This window comes from Streptomyces sp. NBC_00322 (genome assembly GCF_036147535.1).
In the GTDB taxonomy this organism is placed as follows: Bacteria; Actinomycetota; Actinomycetes; order Streptomycetales; family Streptomycetaceae; genus Streptomyces.
In genome coordinates this window covers 8,293,190-8,311,422 of sequence record NZ_CP108019.1, presented here as the reverse complement: position 1 = coordinate 8,311,422, position 18,233 = coordinate 8,293,190, and the positions used below count along the sequence as shown (strand labels likewise).

General features: G+C 67.3%; 15 protein-coding genes. 10 read left to right on the top strand and 5 right to left on the bottom strand.

The annotated features are described in order from the left end of the window. Window positions 1-34: 34 nt before the first annotated feature. Complete coding sequence (locus OG905_RS37795) at window positions 35-1,429, bottom strand: MFS transporter (RefSeq protein WP_328681636.1); 1,395 nt, start codon at window positions 1,427-1,429, stop codon at window positions 35-37. 222 nt (window positions 1,430-1,651) lie between these two features. Between OG905_RS37795 and OG905_RS37790 the strand changes: the two genes are divergently transcribed. Further along, complete coding sequence (locus OG905_RS37790) at window positions 1,652-2,053, top strand: nuclear transport factor 2 family protein (protein WP_328681634.1); 402 nt, start codon at window positions 1,652-1,654, stop codon at window positions 2,051-2,053. Window positions 2,054-2,102: 49 nt separating this feature from the next. Continuing rightward, window positions 2,103-4,580 carry an alpha/beta fold hydrolase gene (locus OG905_RS37785; RefSeq protein WP_328681632.1) on the top strand — a complete coding sequence of 826 codons (2,478 nt, stop codon included), beginning with the start codon at window positions 2,103-2,105 and terminating at the stop codon, window positions 4,578-4,580. Between the two features lie 139 nt (window positions 4,581-4,719). Here OG905_RS37785 and OG905_RS37780 read toward each other — a convergent pair whose 3' ends face one another. Next, the gene (locus OG905_RS37780; RefSeq protein WP_328681630.1) at window positions 4,720-5,625 is read right to left on the bottom strand and encodes a helix-turn-helix domain-containing protein; all 906 of its coding nucleotides are present in this window, start codon (window positions 5,623-5,625) and stop codon (window positions 4,720-4,722) included. A 390-nt stretch (window positions 5,626-6,015) separates the two neighbouring features. Between OG905_RS37780 and OG905_RS37775 the strand changes: the two genes are divergently transcribed. From OG905_RS37775 to OG905_RS37765, 3 genes are all read left to right on the top strand, one after another. Next, complete coding sequence (locus OG905_RS37775) at window positions 6,016-6,849, top strand: helix-turn-helix transcriptional regulator (protein ID WP_328681627.1); 834 nt, start codon at window positions 6,016-6,018, stop codon at window positions 6,847-6,849. A 272-nt stretch (window positions 6,850-7,121) separates the two neighbouring features. Further along, window positions 7,122-7,940, top strand: coding sequence for an alpha/beta fold hydrolase (locus OG905_RS37770; RefSeq protein ID WP_328681625.1), 819 nt, complete (start codon window positions 7,122-7,124; stop codon window positions 7,938-7,940). A gap of 226 nt (window positions 7,941-8,166) precedes the next feature. Then, a complete protein-coding gene (locus OG905_RS37765) occupies window positions 8,167-9,309 on the top strand; it encodes a N(5)-(carboxyethyl)ornithine synthase (RefSeq protein ID WP_328681624.1) in 1,143 nt (380 codons plus the stop codon). A gap of 197 nt (window positions 9,310-9,506) precedes the next feature. Here the strand turns inward: OG905_RS37765 and OG905_RS37760 are convergent, their stop codons facing one another. After that, on the bottom strand, window positions 9,507-9,908 hold the full coding sequence (locus OG905_RS37760) for a DUF4234 domain-containing protein (RefSeq protein WP_328681622.1): 402 nt from the start codon (window positions 9,906-9,908) through the stop codon (window positions 9,507-9,509). Between the two features lie 409 nt (window positions 9,909-10,317). Between OG905_RS37760 and OG905_RS37755 the strand changes: the two genes are divergently transcribed. After that, window positions 10,318-11,508, top strand: coding sequence for a damage-control phosphatase ARMT1 family protein (locus tag OG905_RS37755; protein WP_328681620.1), 1,191 nt, complete (start codon window positions 10,318-10,320; stop codon window positions 11,506-11,508). Between the two features lie 60 nt (window positions 11,509-11,568). Here the strand turns inward: OG905_RS37755 and OG905_RS37750 are convergent, their stop codons facing one another. Next, window positions 11,569-12,225 (bottom strand): O-methyltransferase, encoded by a 657-nt coding sequence (locus tag OG905_RS37750; protein WP_328681618.1) that lies wholly within the window; start codon window positions 12,223-12,225, stop codon window positions 11,569-11,571. 66 nt (window positions 12,226-12,291) lie between these two features. Here OG905_RS37750 and OG905_RS37745 point away from each other — a divergent pair, with 66 nt between their 5' ends. The 3 genes from OG905_RS37745 to OG905_RS37735 all read left to right on the top strand — a co-directional run bounded on the left by OG905_RS37745 (window position 12,292) and on the right by OG905_RS37735 (window position 14,150). After that, window positions 12,292-12,921, top strand: a complete 630-nt coding sequence (locus OG905_RS37745) for a TetR/AcrR family transcriptional regulator (protein WP_328681616.1) — start codon at window positions 12,292-12,294, stop codon at window positions 12,919-12,921. Between the two features lie 13 nt (window positions 12,922-12,934). Beyond that, window positions 12,935-13,396: a hypothetical protein gene (locus tag OG905_RS37740; protein ID WP_328681614.1), complete on the top strand. Its 462-nt coding sequence runs from the start codon at window positions 12,935-12,937 to the stop codon at window positions 13,394-13,396. A gap of 235 nt (window positions 13,397-13,631) precedes the next feature. After that, window positions 13,632-14,150 carry a DUF3592 domain-containing protein gene (locus OG905_RS37735; protein WP_328681613.1) on the top strand — a complete coding sequence of 173 codons (519 nt, stop codon included), beginning with the start codon at window positions 13,632-13,634 and terminating at the stop codon, window positions 14,148-14,150. A gap of 188 nt (window positions 14,151-14,338) precedes the next feature. On the opposite strand, the gene OG905_RS37730 is transcribed toward OG905_RS37735, so the two are convergent. Next, window positions 14,339-16,087: a S8 family peptidase gene (locus tag OG905_RS37730; protein WP_328681612.1), complete on the bottom strand. Its 1,749-nt coding sequence runs from the start codon at window positions 16,085-16,087 to the stop codon at window positions 14,339-14,341. A 736-nt stretch (window positions 16,088-16,823) separates the two neighbouring features. Here OG905_RS37730 and OG905_RS37725 point away from each other — a divergent pair. After that, window positions 16,824-18,044: an MAB_1171c family putative transporter gene (locus OG905_RS37725; RefSeq protein ID WP_328681611.1), complete on the top strand. Its 1,221-nt coding sequence runs from the start codon at window positions 16,824-16,826 to the stop codon at window positions 18,042-18,044. Window positions 18,045-18,233: the final 189 nt, after the last annotated feature.

Here is an 18,233-nt window from a genome sequence, read left to right as displayed (position 1 = left end):
GGGCCGGTCGGCCGGCCCTTCAGCTCGTAGCCGGTCAGCTCAGGGCTGTCCTGCGCTTCTTGAGGAAGAAGCCGACGAGGAGGGCGACAGCGACGATCAGCAGACCATTCGCGAGGATCGCCACATTGATCCCGCTGAGCGTCGCCTCCCTGATCGGTGCGCCCGCCTGGGAGCGGATCCGGGCCGTGGCGATGGCACTCATGATCGGAATCCCGATGGTGATGCTGACCTGCTGGGTGAGCGTGGTGATACCGGTGGCCAGGCCCTGCTGCTCGTTCGGCAGTCCGGACGTCGCCGTGACCATGAAGCCCACGATGGCGGCCACATGGCCATAACTGCTGAGGAAGGCGAGGACCAGCACCGGAACAAGCCAGCCGCGCTCGGCTCCGGCGAAGAACAGCAGACCGACAGTGACACCCTGGACGATCAGGCCGGCCACCAAAAGCGCCTGGCTGCTGCCGAGGACACCGATCCAGCGGGGCGCGGTGACGCCGCCCAGGAACGCGCCGACACCCAGCACACCGAAGGTGAGACCTGTCGTCATCGCCGAGTAGCCCAGCACTTCCTGGAGGTAGAGCGTGAGCAGGAAGATCATGGCGGTGAACCCGATGAACGTCACAAAGCCGCCGATGTTCCCCCACGTCACGCTGCGCAGCTTCAACACGCGAAGCGGCGCGAGCGGTTCGGCGGCGTGCAGCTCGATGTACCCGAAGGCCGCGAGCAGCACCACACCGATCCCGAAGGCGAGCAGTGTGGTGGTGTCACCCCAGCCGTACTGGCCGGCGGCGGAGATGCCGTAGACGAGGGCGACGAGACCGGCGCTCACCGTGATTGCGCCGGGGATGTCCAGCTTGCTGCCGCGTCGTCCGCTGCCGCTCTGGAGGAGCATGGGGGTGACCACGATCAGCAGCAAGCCGATCGGCACATTGATGAAGAAGCCCCAGCGCCAGCTCAGCGTGTCGGTGAGCAGACCGCCGACGACGGCGCCACAGGTGAAGCCGGCGGAGAGCATGGCTCCGTTGAGTCCCAACGCACGCTCCCGCAGCGGTCCTTCGGGGAACGAGGTGGTGAGCAGAGCCAGGCCCGCGGGAGTCACCATCGCAGTGGCGAGGCCCTGCGCGACGCGGGCGGCCAGCAGCGGCCCCGAGGCGTCGACGAGACCACCGAGCAGCGAGGCGATCGTGAGCAGCGCCAGGCCCGCCAGGAACACCCGGCGTGCCCCGATCATGTCCGCGATACGGCCGAAGAGGAGGCTGAAGCCGGCCGCGCCGAGGGCGAAGGACGTGGCGATCCACTGCAGGTTTTCCTGGGCGACGTCGAGTTCCCGGCCGATGACCGGAACCGCGACATTCATGATCGAGAAGTCCACCGCGAGCGTGAACTGGGCGCCGAGCAGCAGCACAAGGGTCAGCGTCTGGCGCCGCGTCATGCTGGTCGGCGACGCGGCCGGCTCGGTGGCCGGAGCCGGCCTTGTCCCGTCCGCACTATTGACAGTTGACATGGGAGGCCTTTCGATTCCTGTCGGCTGATTCGGAAACGAGCATCCGAGTCGCGACGGAGGCCTAGCCAGTACCCGCGCCCTCATATGGCCCAGGTTCCTACCACTGTCAGGGTCTGTCTCATCCGGCCGAAACGTGAATACCTTCGGCGCATGCCAAACTCCACACGAAGCGTCGTCGAGGAATACTTCCGGCTGCTCGGCAGCGGTGATCTCGAACGTGCGACAGAACTGCTTTCCGAGCCGATCGACTGGTTCACTCCCGGCGACACCGATCTCATTCCCTGGATGGGCAGCAGGTCGAGCCACGAGCAGGTACGTGAATTCTTCCGGCAGGCCGGCGAGAACATGGAGCCGGAGAAATTTCAGGTTCACCGGATCGTGGTGGAAGGCGAGCTCGCCATCGCGCTCGGCCACTTCCAGTACAAGGTGAATGCGACCGGAAAGAGCTTCGCGTCGGACTTCGCCCTCGAACTCCGCGTGACCGACGGGCTGATCGACCGCTACCGCATGCACGAGGACAGCCACGCCATTTCGCTGGCCTTCCTCACCTGAAGCCGAGCAGTACCCCAGCCCCAGTGGCCGAGCACGTAGGAGGCTCTCCATGACCACCGAGAATGACTGCGATGTGCTCATCGTCGGAGCCGGGCCGACCGGTCTGACCGCGGCGTGCGAACTCCTGCGGCGCGGCATCAGGGTGCGTCTTGTCGACGCCGCTTCGCAGGCGAGTGTGCATTCCAAGGCGATGCTCGTATGGCCGCGCACCCTGGATGTCCTGCAGGATCTGGGCCTTGCCGGATCGGTGGACGAAGTCGCCGTGAAGCTGCGGCAGATGACGTACTACTCGGAGCGGCGCCCGGTCACCCGGATGCGGATGCCCGACGACCTCGCCCCGTACTGCCTTCCGCAGCGGCACACCGAGGAGATCCTCATCTCCGGCCTCAAGGGCCTGGGTGGCGCTGTCGAGCGCGAGGTGCGGCTGCTCGGGCTCCAGGGCCTCGACTTCAGCGGCCGGATCACACCCGGCCAACGGGTCACCGCCACACTGGAACATCCCGACGGCTCGGTCGAGCGCTTCACCGTGCCCTGGGTGATCGGCGCGGACGGGGCGGCGAGCGTCGTACGCAACCAGCTCGGCATCCCGTACGAGGGCGCGACGTACGAAAACCGCTTCCTCATCACCGACGCCCGGATCGCGAACAATCCCCTCGACCCCGACGAGATCCACTACTACCAGTCGCGGATCGGCGTACTGGCGATCGTCCCCCAGCCCTACGGCCTGTACCGCTTCTTCACCAATGCCCCCGCGGACCTGGAGAACGGCACGCTCGCAGACATGCAGAGCCTGGTGGACGTGCGCGGCCCCGGCGGACTGCGGCTCATCGAGCCGGACTGGGTCACCACCTTCCGGGTCCACCGGCGCCGGGCCGCCTCCTTCCAGCTGGGCCGGGTGTTCATCGCCGGAGACGCGGCGCACGCGCACAGCCCGATGGGCGGCCAGGGCCTCAACACCGGTATCCAGGACGCCCAGAACCTGGCCTGGAAACTGGCATCCGTCATCCGCGGTGACGCACGGACCGCACTACTGGAGAGCTACACCCCCGAGCGGGCCGCTGTGGCCGACGCCGTCGTCCGGGACACCGACCTGCAGACCCGCGCGGCCATGTGGAACAAGAGCACGCAGGTGGCGCTGCGCGACACCGCCATGCGCGCGCTGGACCGCACCCGGACCCTCGAGCGGTTCTACGTCCCCATCGCGGCCGGCCGCCGCTGGGTCTACCCCACGGCCCCGGCCACCACGCAGAGCCTCCGCCGACCGGTCCCCGCGGACTGGTGCGACATGAGGTCCTCACTGCGCCGTCACGCCAGGCAGGGCGCCGCGCTCCCGAGGGACCTGGCCCTCGGCCTGGGCGCCGCGGGGCCCGAAGCCGACCCCACGCGGTTCGCCCTCGTGGTCGTCCCGCCCGCCAAGGGCGGTGATGACGGCCGGCTCGCCGAGGCGGTACGACACCTCGCCCGGCCGTGGCACCGCCAGGTCCGGGTGATCGACGCCGGGGCCGGCCCCGCGGGCGGAGGGCGGCGCGGCACCGAACTGCTGCGCCGCGCGCACCGGGAACTGCGCTGCCGGCGCGCGGGATTCCACCTGGTGCGCCCCGACGGGCACATCGTCATGCACGGCCACCACGACGAACTCGACGCCCTGTACGGCGAGTTGCACCGGATCTTCACGGCTCCCGATCCGTCCCCCGACCTGGCTCCCGACCTTCAGGAAGCCACCACCCGTCCGACCGATTCCATGGAGGAAACCATGTCCGGCAACGGCCGCTACGTCCCCAACAGCCATGTCGTCGGCAATGGCCCGCACCGGGTCATCGTGCTGCACTCAATCTTCGGCGGACTCGAATCGTTCCGCGCCTGGTGGCCCTATCTGGACGGGACCCGGTTCACGTATGCGTTCATGGACGCCCGGGGCTTCGGCAAGGCGCTCGATGTGGCAGGCACGTACAGCACGGACGAGATCGCGTCGGACGCGCTCGCGCTGGCGGACAGCCTCGGCTGGCAGGAGTTCTCGCTCATCGGCCACTCGCTGGGCGGCATGCCGATCCAGCAAGTACTCCTCAAGGCGCCCCAGCGGGTGCGCAAGCTGATCGGCCTGAGCCCGGTGCCGGCCACCGGAATGCCCATACCCGACTCGGACTTCCCGCTCTTCGCCGACGCCGCCCACCAGGTGGAGAACCGGCGGATCATCGTCGATATGACCACCGGCAACCGGCTCTCCGCAACCTGGGTGGACGCCTGGGCGCAGCAGTCGATGAAGGAGGTGGGCCCGGTGGCCTTCCGCGGCTACCTCGACTCCTTCCGCTCCACGGACTTTTCGGCCCGCATCACCGGGGCCGAGGTGCCCGCGCTGGCGGTGGTCGGCGAGAACGATCCGGCGGTCACTGCCGACGCCATGAACGAGACCTGGATGAAGCACTACCCGAACGCCGAGTTGCTGGTCATGGGCAACTCGGGCCATTACCCGATGGTGGAGACCCCCATCGCGCTGGCCACTGCGCTGGAGAAGTTCCTCGCCGCGTAGTGCCGAGAACTCACGGCGGATACCTGATGGCCCTCCTGTCGGTGGCCGGGTATCCGCCGTGTCGGCGTTTCCAGAAGGCTTCAAGAAGGTTTCCCGAGGGACAGCGCTTGTCCGGCGTCCGGGCAGGACCCCGGTGCGCTCACCTCTCCCGCTTCTCCAGAAGCCTGCGAAGTGTGGCTTCGGAAGGCGATCCGGGCTCGGCCTGGTACAGCACGATGGCCTGGTCAGGAGCCTCGGGAAGCCTGAACGTCTCATAGATGAGCGTCAGCGCACCAACTTCGGGGTGGTTGAGCCGACGGGTGCCGTGGGACTTGTCCCAGACCCGGTGCTCCGACCACATCGCGGCGAACTCCCGGCTGTTCGAGGAGAGTTCGGTGATGAGGTCGGTCAGTTCGGGATCCCCGGAGTAGCGGCCGTGCATCAGTCGCAGATAGCCGACCAGGTCCTGGGCCTCGTACTCCCAGTCGGTGTAGAGCTGTCGCGCACCGGGGGCGCGGAACAGTAACCGGGCAAGGTTCGGCGGCTCGACGTCGCCGTCCCGGCCGGTGAGATCGATGTATCCGGTGAAGAGGATGCGGGCCAGGTGATTCCAGGCGAGCACCTTGGTCTGTCTCCCGAGGAGCACGGCGGGCCCGCTCTCGAAGGAGCCAATCATCCGCTCCAGGCCCGGGCGCACCCGCTCGGTCGTCCGCGGCGCCTTGGTGGCGTGGGTCGGCCGGACGAGGTCGTGCAGGTGGGCCCGCTCGTCGGGCCTGAGCCTGAGCGCGGTGGCAAGTGCGTCCAGCACTTCTGGTGAGGCGTTCCGGTTCTGTCCCTGCTCCAGCCGTGTGTAGTAGTTGACGCTCACTCCGGCGAGAAGGGCGACTTCCTCACGCCTGAGTCCGGCCACCCGGCGGCGCTTGCCGTCACCGGCGAGGCCGAGGTCTTCCGGGCGCAGCCTGCTGCGCACTGACTGGAGGAATCTCCCCAACTCTGTTCCTCGATCCCCCGTGGACCTCTGCAAGGCTGGTCTCCTTCCGCATGGTGATACAGGGGCGCGTGTCATGCCGTGCGGGCGGACAGACATCGAAAAGAAGCCATGGTGACGTAGGTCACTCTTGCCTGTGATGCACGTGCTTTGCTGTCTGCTGTGGTGTGAAATCCGTGTTTCGCGAAGGGTGATTCCACGCGGTGTCGACAAAAATGCCCTGGCCACGGGTCATCCGGGTCAGGCACACACGGTCCGATGATAATCGGCCAGTCGGCGCTCAAAGTCTCGCACTGTTCGGTCAATTGGGAGAGCGAAATAGAGCAAGATCCGGAAAGTGTCGGGACATTGTTGAACCGTCAGTCAAATTTGTGATTGCGCGGAGTGAGTGCCCATTCGCGGGGTGGGGCTGACAGGGGCAGGCTGGACCCCTCCCCCAACCTCCCTGGCTGTTGGAGACTTGCTCACATGGACGTACCTGCCGACCTGGGGGAGTTCCTGCGCACCCGGCGTGCCCGCATGCCCCCGGAAGAACCCACTCCCGCCGTTGGTTCGAGCCGCCGCCACAGTCCGGGGCTGCGGCGCGAGGATGTGGCGAGACGCGCCGGGCTGGGCCTGACCCACTACATCTGCCTCGAAGAGGGCCGTCACCGCGACGCCCCGCCCGACGTACTCGACGCCATCGCCCGGGTGTTACGGCTCAACGCCGGCGAACGCGACCACATGTACCGGCTCGCGCAGGGGGACGAACCGGCACCCGACGAATGCACCGGGCAGGGCGTCCGGCACCTGATGCGGGGACTGAAGGGCATGCCCGCCGTCGCCCTCAACCACCGCCACGACGTCCTCTTCTGGAATCCGCTGGGGCATGCGCTGCTCGCATGCCACCTCGACAGGGACAGCCCTCTCAGCGCACGCCACCGCCCGAACCTGTCGAGGATGCTGTTCCTCGACCGGCACACCCGCGAGCTGTATCCGCAGTGGGCGGACGAAGCCCGCCAGATGGCCGCCCGCCTCCGTCTCGCCTCGACGGACAATCCCCGGGACGGCAGGCTGGCCGCCCTGATCGGTGAACTCGCCGAATCCGACACCGGGTTCGCGGCGCTGTGGTCCCAACCGCCTGTGCGCGCCAGGGCCTTCGGCACCCGGCTCTTCCGGCACCCCGTGGTGGGGTGCATGGAGCTGGCCTTCGAGAACGTGGAGCCCCCGGACAGTCCGGGGCAGCAGGTGCTTGTCTTCAGCGCGGAACCGGACACCGCATCGGAGAAGGCCCTCAGCCGTCTCGCCGCCGGGTCGGCATGACCCGACGAGCCCACGGGGCGGCGTACCTCGTAGCCGCCCCGACCAACGAGAGGGTACGGGGTACCCCGGCGCCCCGTGGCAGGGCTGTGCCGCATCAATCAACCACCAGTCCTGGCGTGGCCGGCAGCCTGGTTGGGGGAACATCGCCTACTGTCCCCATCCGACAATCCATCCCGACGAGCCGCTGCCAGAGGTGGTCGGACGGGCGCTCCGTTCGCCGGTCCCGCCCGAAGAAGCTCCTGCGCTGACGCGGCCGAGACGAGGCGCGCGCTATGAGGGCAGTGGGAGGGCACACGGTCAGGGAAGGCCGCTTCTGGCATCGCCGCGCCGAGCTGGTCTACTACGACGCCGGTGAGGGACCCCTCGCCCTGTACGCGCACGGCGGGTTCGTCAGTCAGACCGTCGAGGACCGGATGGGCCTGTTCGACTGGGCGCCGCCACTGGACGCGGGGCAGCGCCTGGTCCGCTACGACGCCCGGGCGCACGGGCAATCCACGGGCGACCCCGTGGACGCCGACTACACCTATGCCGCGCTTGCCGACGATCTGCTGGCCCTGCTCGACCACCTGGGCGGCACCACCGAGCCCGTCACCGCCATGGGCGCGTCGATGGGATGCGGCACCGTGCTGCACGCCGCTGTCCATGCGCCCGACCGGTTCTCCCGACTGGTCCTGCTCATCCCACCCACCGCCTGGAGGACTCGCCAGGCACATGCTCAGGCCAACCGGGAGTCCGCCGACACCATCGAAAGAGAGGGAGTGGACGCCTGGCTCACCGCCAAGGCACAACAGCCTCGCCCCGCAGTCGTAGCCGATGTTCCCGAATTCCCGCCGACACCCACCGAGCGTCTACTGCCGTCCATCCTGCGCGGCCTGGCGCTGTCCGACCTGCCCTCCCCCACGGCGATCGCCGCGCTGCGCCAGCCGGCCTTGATCCTGGCCTGGGCGGACGACCCCGGCCACCCCTTGTCGACCGCGGAAACGCTGGCCCATTCGCTGCCACACGCCGACCTGCACGTGTCCCGGACGCGCGCCGATATCCGTACATGGGGGCAGCTCATCGCGGAGTTCCTGACCCGGCCCCGACGATAATCGGGGGCAGATCAGGACCCTTACGCTACGAGGCTGCGATCGCGCGGCGCTGCGCTCGACGCTGCCAACGGTCCGCCCCATGACCGGAGTCCGGGCGTCGTTGACGGATCCTCGCCGCGCGGGGCATCCATCGGACCGCTTCGGCTTGCGAGCAGCTCCCTTGCCATGATCACCCGTTTGTGAACGTGGCGATCTATGCTGGACAGCATCACTCAAAGGGGTTCACGTGCACCTTCTCACTCTCGGAGTGATGGCACAGTCGCGCAAAGAGAACGAGCGTCGACTGCCGATTCACCCCTCACACTTCGACCGGATCGACCCGGACCTCCGGGAACGTATTTTCCTTGAGCGCGGGTACGGGGAGCGCTTCGGCATCCCCGACGAGCAGCTGGCGCCCCTCGTCGCCGGGTTCCGCTCCCGTGAGCAGCTCATCACTGAGTGCGATGTCGTCCTGCTGGCCAAACCGCTGCGGGCAGATCTCGAGGAACTGCGCGATGGACAGGTCCTCTGGGGTTGGCCGCATTGCGTCCAGGACGAAAGGCTCACTCAGCTGGCGATCGACCGGAAGCTGACGTTGATCGCCTTCGAGGCGATGAACCACTGGACCAACGACGGCTCGTTCAACCTGCACGTCTTCCACAAGAACAACGAGCTGGCCGGCTACTCCTCCGTACTTCACGCCTTGCAGATCAACGGTTCGACGGGCGACTACGGCCGTCGGCTTCGAGCGGCCGTGCTCGGCTTCGGCGCGACCGCCCGCGGAGCCGTGACAGCTCTGAGCGCCCTGGGCGTGCACGATGTCGACGTCCTCACCCAACGTGGAGTCACAGCCGTCAGCTCGCCGATCCATTCCGCGCGAATCATCCAGTTCGACCGTGACGAAGCCGACCCCACCCTCAGTTACGTCCACTCCGACGCCGGCCGAGTACCACTGGCCGGATTCCTCGCCGAACACGACATCATCGTCAACTGCGTACTGCAGGACACCGCGGCGCCGCTGATGTTCCTCAGCGACGACGACCTCGGTCTGCTCGCACCGGGCACCCTCATCATCGATGTCTCCTGCGACGAGGGCATGGGCTTCAGCTGGGCGCGGCCGACATCGTTCATCGAGCCGACGTTCGTGGTCGGCGAGAACATCCTCTACTACGGCGTCGACCACAGCCCGTCCTACCTGTGGAACTCCGCGACCTGGGAGAACAGCGAGGCACTGCTCCCCTTCCTGCGAGCCGTGCTCACCGGACCCAGCACCTGGGAGTCTAACGAGACCATCCGCCGCGCCATCGAGATCCGCGACGGTGTCATCCAGAACCCCAGCATCCTGGCGTTCCAGCACCGTTCGGCTCAGTACCCGCACCTGCCCGACTGACAAGCGGTCGCAGACCCCGCAGCGACGCCCTCGACCCGTGGGACGGCTTCGCCGCCGGCAGCTCGCCAAGTGGTCTGTCGGACCTGGCTACTTGCATCGCCGACGGCGAGGTCGCCCCCGAGTTGGGATTCGACCCATGAGGTGGATCCGCACACAGTCCTGACAGTAGATCCCCGGCCAATCACCGCCGGGTCGTGTCAGACGGCCAAGGGGACGCGCTCGCCCTCTTCGAGGTGCTCGTACTGGGCCCAGATGCGGTTCATTTCTTGCTGGTAGTACAGCGGGTACAGGCCGAAGACAAATATGAGAATGACCCCGATCCACGGATTACAGGTGGGTTGCATCCCGGCTGTACGTTGCATTCGCGCGATTCGCTCACCCGTGTTGTAAATCGACACGAACGGGGGCACGATCACCACCCAACCCAGGGTGATGGCCAGAACAGCCATACCTGGCTTGACCTCAATACGCTCATCGAAGTCATGAGCTTCCCGGTTCACCTTGAAGTACCAGACCAGGTGATAGATGCCCAACGTGATCAATGGCCAGACGAGCCATACCAGAAAAATGTTCCTGGTCTTGCCTACGACGCCGGTCATGAGTATCTCCGCTCCGGTGGAGGCGGTGCACAGCGACCACAGCAAGGGGTCCCGAAGGGACCGTTGCAGCCACTTCGTCCACTCATTCCTCATGCATCTCTCAGGGATGATGCAATGTCCTACTCATCCAGTGCATCACGACCGGTCCTGTTGCGCGCGTCGGTGAGGTCCCTCGAAAGCCCTGGCCGACGCCTCGCGATGAACATCCTCAACGACAGCACGTTCGTCCTCGGCTTCGGCCAGCTGTCGAAAGCGGCCGAAGTGACGCAGCCGCTGGACCGGTCGACGCAAAGCGGGTGACGGCACACCCACCGTGAGAGTCGTCCTCCGAACGAGCACGGCGTTACGGTGACGCCGCTCGCGTGTGCGTCCGCACCGTCCGAGCCATCCGCAGAAGGGTCCGTCGAGCATGTCGCAGCCACACCCCGCCGACGCGGGCGACGCCCCCGTCGTCGTCAGCAACATCGTGGGCTCCTTCGCCTGGGGTGTACTGCATGAGCGGCACCCCGCCCTGATCGAGCGCGTACGCAAGGGGACCGCCTATCCCGTTGAAGCGCAACACGCACTGGATGCCCTGCTGCGCGAGATCGCCGAGGGCGGCGACATCGAGGCTCTCGACGACGCCGAACCGGATACCGCTCCGTGGCGGCAGTGGGGCGAGGGCCACATCGGGCGCCGCTGGGCAGACGTGCCGTTCCTGTGGGCGGAGAGCTACTTCTACCGGAAGCTGCTGACCGCGCTGGGCTACTTCGCTCCGGGACCGTGGCAGGGCATCGACCCGTTCGCACCCTTCAAACGCGCCGAACTCATGGGTGCGACCGTCGATTCGGAGCTCACTGCCCTGGACGAGACTCCCCGCCTTCCGAGACCACAGCAGGACACCGCACTACTGCGCGCGTCCTTGTGGGGGAACAGGGCCGACCTCGGTTTCCAACTGTCGACCGGCAAGTCCGGTCTGGGCGAGCGCGTCACAGGGCTCGTCGTCGACGACACGGCGACGCTCTGGGAGCTGCTGGAGAGCGGACGACCAGGCAAGGTATGCCTGGTCGCCGACAATGCCGGGCCGGAGCTGCTGCCCGATCTGGTGCTCGCCGACCATCTGCTCACCACGGACCGCGCCTCGTCCGTGAGCCTGCACATCAAGCCGTATCCGTACTACGTCTCCGACGCGACCACGTCCGACGTGCTCGACTGCCTGGCACGTATGTCCGCGGCTTCCGGACGAGCCGCGCAGATCGGTGAGCGGCTGCGGCAGGCGGTGACCGACGGACGTCTCGTCCTGCGCGCCCATCCCTTCGCGTGCGCTCCGCTCCCGTACATGGACATGCCGGTCGAGCTCCGGGAGGACTTCGCCTCTGCCACGTTGACCGTCATGAAGGGCGATCTGAACTACCGCCGACTCGTCGGCGACCGCCACTGGCCTGCCACCTCTCTCTTTTCAGAGGTCACCGCGTACTTTTCCGGACCGGTCGCCGCTCTACGGACGCTGAAGTCCGACGTCATCACCGGCCTCGCCCCGAACACGCTGACGGAGCTGGAGGCAACAGGCAGCGCCTGGCGTACCAGCGGCACACACGCCCTCGTTCAAGTCAGGGCATGAAGGTGCGTCACGTGAGCCGCACCGACCAGCCCGGTAGACACGTTGGGTCGATGTATGCCGTCAGAGGCGGCAGCTGATCTCCATGCCGTCCTCTACGGGGAAGGTCACGCTCTGGTAGCCGTTCGCCGGGGAGCGTACATAGTCGAGATAGGGCTGCAGGCTGCTCAGGTCGACGTCATCGGCGACGACGAGGGTGCCGGGCTTCATCTGTGGTTCGAGCAGGCGTAGTACGGGCAGGCACAAGTCCTTCCAGCCGTCGAGCAGGACGAAGTCCGCGGAGCCGTCGATGCCGCTGAGAGTCTCGCGGGCGTCTCCCTCCAGCACGGTGATCACGTCGTCCAGACCGGTCTCGGCGAAGGTGCGGCGGGCTGCGGCGATTTTGTCCCTGCTCAACTCCGTGGTGATGACGCGTCCGGTGCCGTTGTCCCGCACGGCGGCAGCCAAGTGCAGCGTGGAGATCCCGAAGGACGTGCCGAACTCGATGACGGTGGCCGGTCGGACAGCCCGGACCAGGTTGTAGAGCAACTGCCCGCCGGCGGCGGAGATCGGCATGTAGATCTCCGCCGCGGCGTCGGCGTGTTCCTGCGGCGTTCCGAAGCCGCCGGGCCGCTGCGCCTGCACGCGCGCCGCGGTGGCTTCGTCGTGCGCGGCTTGGGCGAACATCCTGCTGAGGGCGACCTCGACCCGGGGGTCGGCGAGCGTGTGAGTGATCGTCATGGACGCTAGAGTAGACGCACCGTTGCGTTGAATCTAGAGTCGCTAACCTGAATCCAGGGAGGCGACATGGGACCCGCAACAGGAACCACCGAGGACAGCTCCACCAGCCAGCCAGGGCGGGCTCACCACGGCAACCGGCACGGGCGCAGCGAAAAGGCCCGGCAGGCGATCCTGGAGGCGGCCGACGACCTGCTCGCCGAGAAGGGCTTCGCGGGCATCACCATGGAGGGCATCGCGGCAAGAGCCGGTGTCGCCAAGCAGACCATCTACCGCTGGTGGAACACCAAGACCGACGTCCTCGTCGACGCCTTCCTGCAGGACATGACCGAGGAGCTGATCCCGCCCGACAACGGCGACATCGCCCTCGACCTACGCGCCCATCTGCGTCAACTGGCCTGTTTCCTCAGCCAGTCCGACTCCGGGGCCGTCTTCAAGGCCCTGATCGCACAGGCTCAGCACGATCCGGCGTTCGCAGAGGACTTCCGGGCCAGGTACCTCGACGAGCAGCGGCGCCGCGACCGGCTGCCTCTGGAACGCGCCGTACGACGGGGCCAGCTGCCCGCCGACCTCGACCTGGCGGCCGAGACCGACCAGCTCGTAGGGCCCCTCTACTACCGCGTCCTGGTAACGGACGAGCCGATCGGCCCGGACTTCACCGACCGACTGGTCGAGGCTTTTCTCCGCCGCACGCAGTGACAACACTGATTTCATGAAGAGCGCAGACAGGAAGCAACGGGGTGGAGGGCGCGTGCACCAGAGTGAGGATGAGATCCTGGCCGAGGAACTTGCTACTCTGGCTGCGTTTGCTGGGGATGGCGGTCGCTTGACCAGGATCGTGGCCAAGCTGATGAGGAAGAACGTTCACGAGATCGACCTGGCCGTCCCGTTGCCATTCGAAGAGGCCGTCGAGCACGTCGGTCAAGTGCTCGGACGAGTGGGACGAACAGTCCATCCCGTGCCGGTTGAACCTGGCCCAGGCCAACAGACGATCCGTGTTCTCGCCCGCGGCGGGTTTGGCGGCATGAACCCTGTCCTGGTCACTGCGCTGGTGACCTACGGCGGGGAGACCAACTCGGAGGTCAGGCTTCGTGCGGCTGCCAAGGAAGGCTTGATCAAGCAGCGTGCGGGCGAGCAGACCGCCACCCGCCTTGCGGCGTTGCTGGCCAAGTAGACAGCAGATCAGGGCTTGCGAGTACGCGTCGGCCTCCTTGGCCCAAGCCTGGACCAGCGACCGCTGGGAACCCGACCCAGCCGATGCCCCTGACCTGTCGGCGCGATCTCTCAGGCCGTTCGTCACTCCGGCCCCGAAGGACGGGAACCGCTGCTCCCCCGCTGTCCATCTTCACAGGCGTCGTCGGCTCAGCCTGCGGGGTTGCGGGGCCGGCCCGTCAGTGGGGAGATGCGAGATGTCTGCAGTGGGTGGGGCGTTCGGGCTTGTATTCGGGGCGTTCGGGCTACTGTTTGCCGCCTTCGGGATCGGGATGCTCACCTGGATGGTGCGAAGGGCTTCGGAGTACAAGCGGACCCTGCGCGAAGGACTGGTGGCCGAGGCTCAGTGTCTGGACACGTTCGTTGTGCACCGCCGTTCCTCGGACGGGCCTGGGCACAGCCAGCGGCGGCTGATCCTCGGGTTCCGGACGTCGGACGGGCGGGATGTGCGGGCCGAGATCGCCTCGCAACAGCCTTATGTGGCCGGGGACATCGTGCCCGTGCGGTATCTGCCGCAGCGACCCGAGCGGGCGGTGCCGGCCGGGGCTCCGCCCGGGCTGGGAGTCGCCTCGTGCCTCGCCGTCGGGGTGCTCGTCGTCTTCACGTCCGTGGGCCTCTTCTTCGCCGCGATGGGCTTCGGTCTGGCCGTGTTCACGGACTCGTCGACCGATGACGGCGGGACCAGTCCCGGGCAGTACTGGACTTCCGAACCCTAGGTTCTGCCCAGCGGAAAGCCTTACGACCATGGAGTCGTCGGCGGCCGGAACCGGTCCAGAGATCGAAGGGTCCCGGGGGAACCGCGAACAGCTCCTCCCGGGACCCTGTGACGCGCGTGTGCCCCTAGGTCGTGTCTTCAAAGTCCCGTCTGCCTGCCGGGCGGACGACGCTACTTTGAAGACACTCCCTAGAAGGTCAGGTTCCAGGCGTCGATCTTGCCGATGTCCTGGGAAGCCACGTCACTGACGCGCAGCTTCCACGTTCCTGCCGCAACTTCCGAAGAGGCGTTCACCGTGTATGTCTTGGCGACGTTGTCGGTGCCGTCGCTGTTGGGGAAGTCCTCGAGGGTGTAGACCGTGCCGTCGGGGGCCACCAGGGACAGCACGAGGTCGCCGCGGTAGGTGTGCTTGATGTCCACGCCCACCTTGAGCGTGGCCGGGGCGTTGCCGGTGACGCCCGTCACGGTGATCGGGGACTCCACCGTGCTGTTGTCGGCGATGGCGACATCGGCGGTGTTCTCGAAGTACGCGCCGGGCGGCGGGGTGCCGCCGACGGCCTTGAGCGCGTCGACCTGGCCCTCGCCGAAGAAGCTGTTGGCGGCGGTCGTGCCCGTGCAACGGCTGTCGGAGGGGCAGGCGGTGTCGGTGGCCTGGGACGACAGCCTGGCCCGCAGGTCGGCCGGCGTGGCGGCAGGGTCGGTGCTCGCCAGCAGCGCCGCCACACCCGCGACGTGCGGGGAGGCCATCGATGTGCCGTTCATGGTGCCGTACTTGCCGCCGGGCAGCGTCGAGTAGACACCGGATGCGCCGTCGCCGCCCGGGGCCGCGACGTCGATGATGCTCCGGCCGAGGTTGGAGTACGAGGCCTTGACGTTGCCGTTGCCCATCGCCGCGACGGTCACCACGCCCGGCAGCTCGGTGGGGATGTCGATGCAGGCGTTGGTGATGGTGCGGGTGACCGGGGTGGAGTCGTTCGGGCTCGAGGTGTCGGTCCGCTTGTTGGCCAGGTCGTAGTTGGAGTTGCCAGCGGCCGCGATCTGCAGCGAGCCCTTGTTCTCCGCGTACTCCTGAGCCCGCTTGACGCCCTCGATGATGGCCGCCTGGTCGGCGTTGTCCGGGCAGTTGAACATCCACGGGTCGGTGTAATAGCTGTTGTTGGTGACCTTGAAGCCGTGGTCACCGGCCCACATGAACCCGCAGACGGTGTTCTCGGCGAAGAACATGCTGGTGTTCGGTTCGGCGATCCGGACCGAGGAGATCTTCACGCTCGGCGCGACGCCGATGACGCCCTTGCCGTTCTTGGCGGCCGCGATCGTGCCCGCCACATGCGTGCCGTGGTCGCCGACGGGTCGCCATGCGCCGGTGCGGGTGTCCGCCTTGCCGTAGGCGCAGGAGACGGAGTCGGCGGCGTTGAAGTTCGGCGCGATGTCCTGGTGGAGGTCGTCGACGCCGGTGTCCAGGACGCCGACCTTGACAGCCGACGAGCCAGTGGTGACGGCCCAGGCCTTGTCGGCCTTGATCTGCGTCATGTCCCAGCGGTTGGACTCGGTGAGGGTGGTCGTGGCCTGCGTGGGAGTCGCGGGCAGCGCGGGGTTGTAGGCATCGGCCGGTACGTCCGAGGTCCGGGTGGCGCCCACCATCTGGACGCCGCTGACGCCGCGCATGGTGCCCGCGAAGGCCGAGGAGGCCGAGTGCGCCACGATCACGCCGATGGCGTCGTAGTTCGCGAAGACCGTGCCGCCGTTGCTGGTGATGGCCGTCCGTACGGCCGAGGTGTCGCCCGGCGCAGTGACGACCAGGTAGGCGCGGGTACCGGCGGCCCACGCGGCGGGGGACGTTACGGAGGTCGCTGAGGTCTCGGACGCGATCGGGGCGGCGTGCGCCGCCCCGAGGGGAGTCGCGAACACCACGGCCGCTCCGAGGGCAGCAGCGGCCACGACCGAGCGTCTCAGTCGGCTGGATATGAGGGTATGCAAGGCATCCTCCGAGAGCCCGGTGGCGCTGGTGGCGCCTACCGGGCCGAGTGTGGGAAGTGGTGAACGCAAGATGTCAGAAATCGGCCCCGCATGGGAAGAGTTCGATCACACAAGTGCCCTTGCCGGAAGGGCGATTGGCGGCGCATCCACCGTCCAGCAAAACGGTGCGCGAGGTTCCGGTGCGGCCGGGGGCCCGGCTTCGACAGTGAGCGCCTGAGCGCGCCGGCCGGCTTCACGCGCTGACCGAAGTGAGCCCCCGGGCCACATTCATAACCGGTTCGGCGCGGCAGCGCAGGCGCCCGGAGCACTCAACTCGCCCGATCGGGGCTGCATGCGCGGTGTCGCCGCGTCGCAAAGGGTCGGCTCGCACTCCCATCGACGCGCATATGTCTCTCCATGTCACCCCTATCCACATACGAACCCCCTCAGGCTCTTGCACCGTCCCAAGATGACGTTTGTCGGAAGGTGACACGTGAGAGATCATCGTGCTCAGCCATGTCAAGTAGGCCAGAAGCAAAGGAAGCGGCGCCGCCGGGCGACGATCGTCTTTCTTCCGGGCCACGTGCAGGGCGCGATTGCAGAACGTGGACTCCGGTTGGAGGCTGCATCGTTGACGACGGCCATGGACGGGGAGACCGGTGAGCAAAGGGGGCGGAATCAAGCCTCCCTGGGGCGCCGCGACCTCTGGGGCTGAGGCATGAACGGTACGGACTACTACTATCCCGCCGCAGCTCTGGGCATCGCGTTCGCCGCGAAGGTGCCTGCGCTGTGGCACGGGTGGCGCAATCCCCTGGTGCGCTCGGTGTGCGCACTGATCCTGATGGCCAGCGCGGGGTTCTTCTTCGCCGCGCCGCCCACGATCACGGTCGTCAACCGCGTCACCGGCATCCCCAATATCTCCGCGCCGCTGGTCTATGCCATCTTGTGTGCCTTCAGCTGTGCCTGTCTGGTACTGCTGGTGAACTGGCGCGGCGGCCCTACGGAAAGAATCCGTCGCACCATCCGCGTCTGGATCGCCGGCTACAGCGTTGTCATCGTGGCTCTGTTCGTCCTGTTCGCGCTGGCAGACGCTCCCGAGGAGCGACTGCGGGATCTCGACACGTACTACGCCACGACGCCCTACATCCGCGAAATGATCCTGGTCTACCTGGCCGGTCACACGGTGGCCGCTGTCATGGTGACGGCACTGTGCTGGCGCTGGTCGCGCAAGGTCACCCGGTGGCTGAGGGCGGGCCTGGTGGTTCTGGTGGTCGGGTTCCTGCTCAACCTGGGCTTCGGCATCGCCAAGTTCATTGCTGTCATTGCGCGGTGGACCGGAGGCAATCTGGACATCTGGAGCACAAGCATCGCGCCACCGGTGGCTTCCGCCGGGGCATTGCTGACCACTGTGGGCTTCTTGCTTCCGCTCATGGCGCCCCGGCTGTCGGAGACTTGGCACGCCTGGCGCGCGTACCGATGGCTGGGGCCCCTCTGGCGCGAGCTGCGGGCCACATCAAGCGGCTCCACCGTGCCTCTGCGGCTGTCCCGCTGGTCGTCGCTGGATCTGCGCGTGACGCACCGCGAGGCGGCGATCTACGACATGCTGCTCGTCCTGGCCCCGTACTTCGACACCACGGCACGCGTCAGGGCCTACGACGCAGCGCTGGAGCGAGGCAAGTCCGCCGAGGACGCAGAGGTGATCGCCGTGGCCGCGATGGTGGCCGCCACCCTGCACGCCGGTCTCCGCCGGGAGCCGCACCCAAAGGAGACTGCGTCGGATGCTTCCCTGCCTGACCTGGATGCTTCCCTGCCTGGCCTGAGCGCGGCGATCGGCTCGGGACGCCGGCATCTGGCGCGGGTGTCGCGCGCCTTCGCGACGTCGCCCGTCGTCGCCGCTGCCCGTCGGCAGGCAACCGGTCCCGAAGGTCTGTCCGTATGAGACGGCTCAAGGGCGCGCCGCACGCCGGCGGACAGCGCCTTCCGATGCCGACAGGCCTCGTCCTACTCACTGCGCAGCGCCGGCCGGCGTCTTGAGGACAATCACGACGAGTGTGGTCCGGCCAGTAGCCCTGGCACCATTCAGACAACGCCCCACCGGCCAAGCAGAACAGGGCAGTTGGTCTCATCA

Bases quoted from the DNA above. Each gene is read 5' to 3' on its own strand.
- OG905_RS37795 (WP_328681636.1), bottom strand. From the start codon at position 1,429: ATGACGCGGCGCCAGACGCTGACCCTTGTGCTGCTGCTCGGCGCCCAG.
- OG905_RS37790 (WP_328681634.1), top strand. From the start codon at position 1,652: ATGCCAAACTCCACACGAAGCGTCGTCGAGGAATACTTCCGGCTGCTC.
- OG905_RS37785 (WP_328681632.1), top strand. From the start codon at position 2,103: ATGACCACCGAGAATGACTGCGATGTGCTCATCGTCGGAGCCGGGCCG.
- OG905_RS37780 (WP_328681630.1), bottom strand. From the start codon at position 5,625: ATGACACGCGCCCCTGTATCACCATGCGGAAGGAGACCAGCCTTGCAG.
- OG905_RS37775 (WP_328681627.1), top strand. From the start codon at position 6,016: ATGGACGTACCTGCCGACCTGGGGGAGTTCCTGCGCACCCGGCGTGCC.
- OG905_RS37770 (WP_328681625.1), top strand. From the start codon at position 7,122: ATGAGGGCAGTGGGAGGGCACACGGTCAGGGAAGGCCGCTTCTGGCAT.
- OG905_RS37760 (WP_328681622.1), bottom strand. From the start codon at position 9,908: ATGACCGGCGTCGTAGGCAAGACCAGGAACATTTTTCTGGTATGGCTC.
- OG905_RS37755 (WP_328681620.1), top strand. From the start codon at position 10,318: ATGTCGCAGCCACACCCCGCCGACGCGGGCGACGCCCCCGTCGTCGTC.
- OG905_RS37750 (WP_328681618.1), bottom strand. From the start codon at position 12,225: ATGACGATCACTCACACGCTCGCCGACCCCCGGGTCGAGGTCGCCCTC.
- OG905_RS37745 (WP_328681616.1), top strand. From the start codon at position 12,292: ATGGGACCCGCAACAGGAACCACCGAGGACAGCTCCACCAGCCAGCCA.
- OG905_RS37740 (WP_328681614.1), top strand. From the start codon at position 12,935: ATGAAGAGCGCAGACAGGAAGCAACGGGGTGGAGGGCGCGTGCACCAG.
- OG905_RS37735 (WP_328681613.1), top strand. From the start codon at position 13,632: ATGTCTGCAGTGGGTGGGGCGTTCGGGCTTGTATTCGGGGCGTTCGGG.
- OG905_RS37725 (WP_328681611.1), top strand. From the start codon at position 16,824: ATGAACGGTACGGACTACTACTATCCCGCCGCAGCTCTGGGCATCGCG.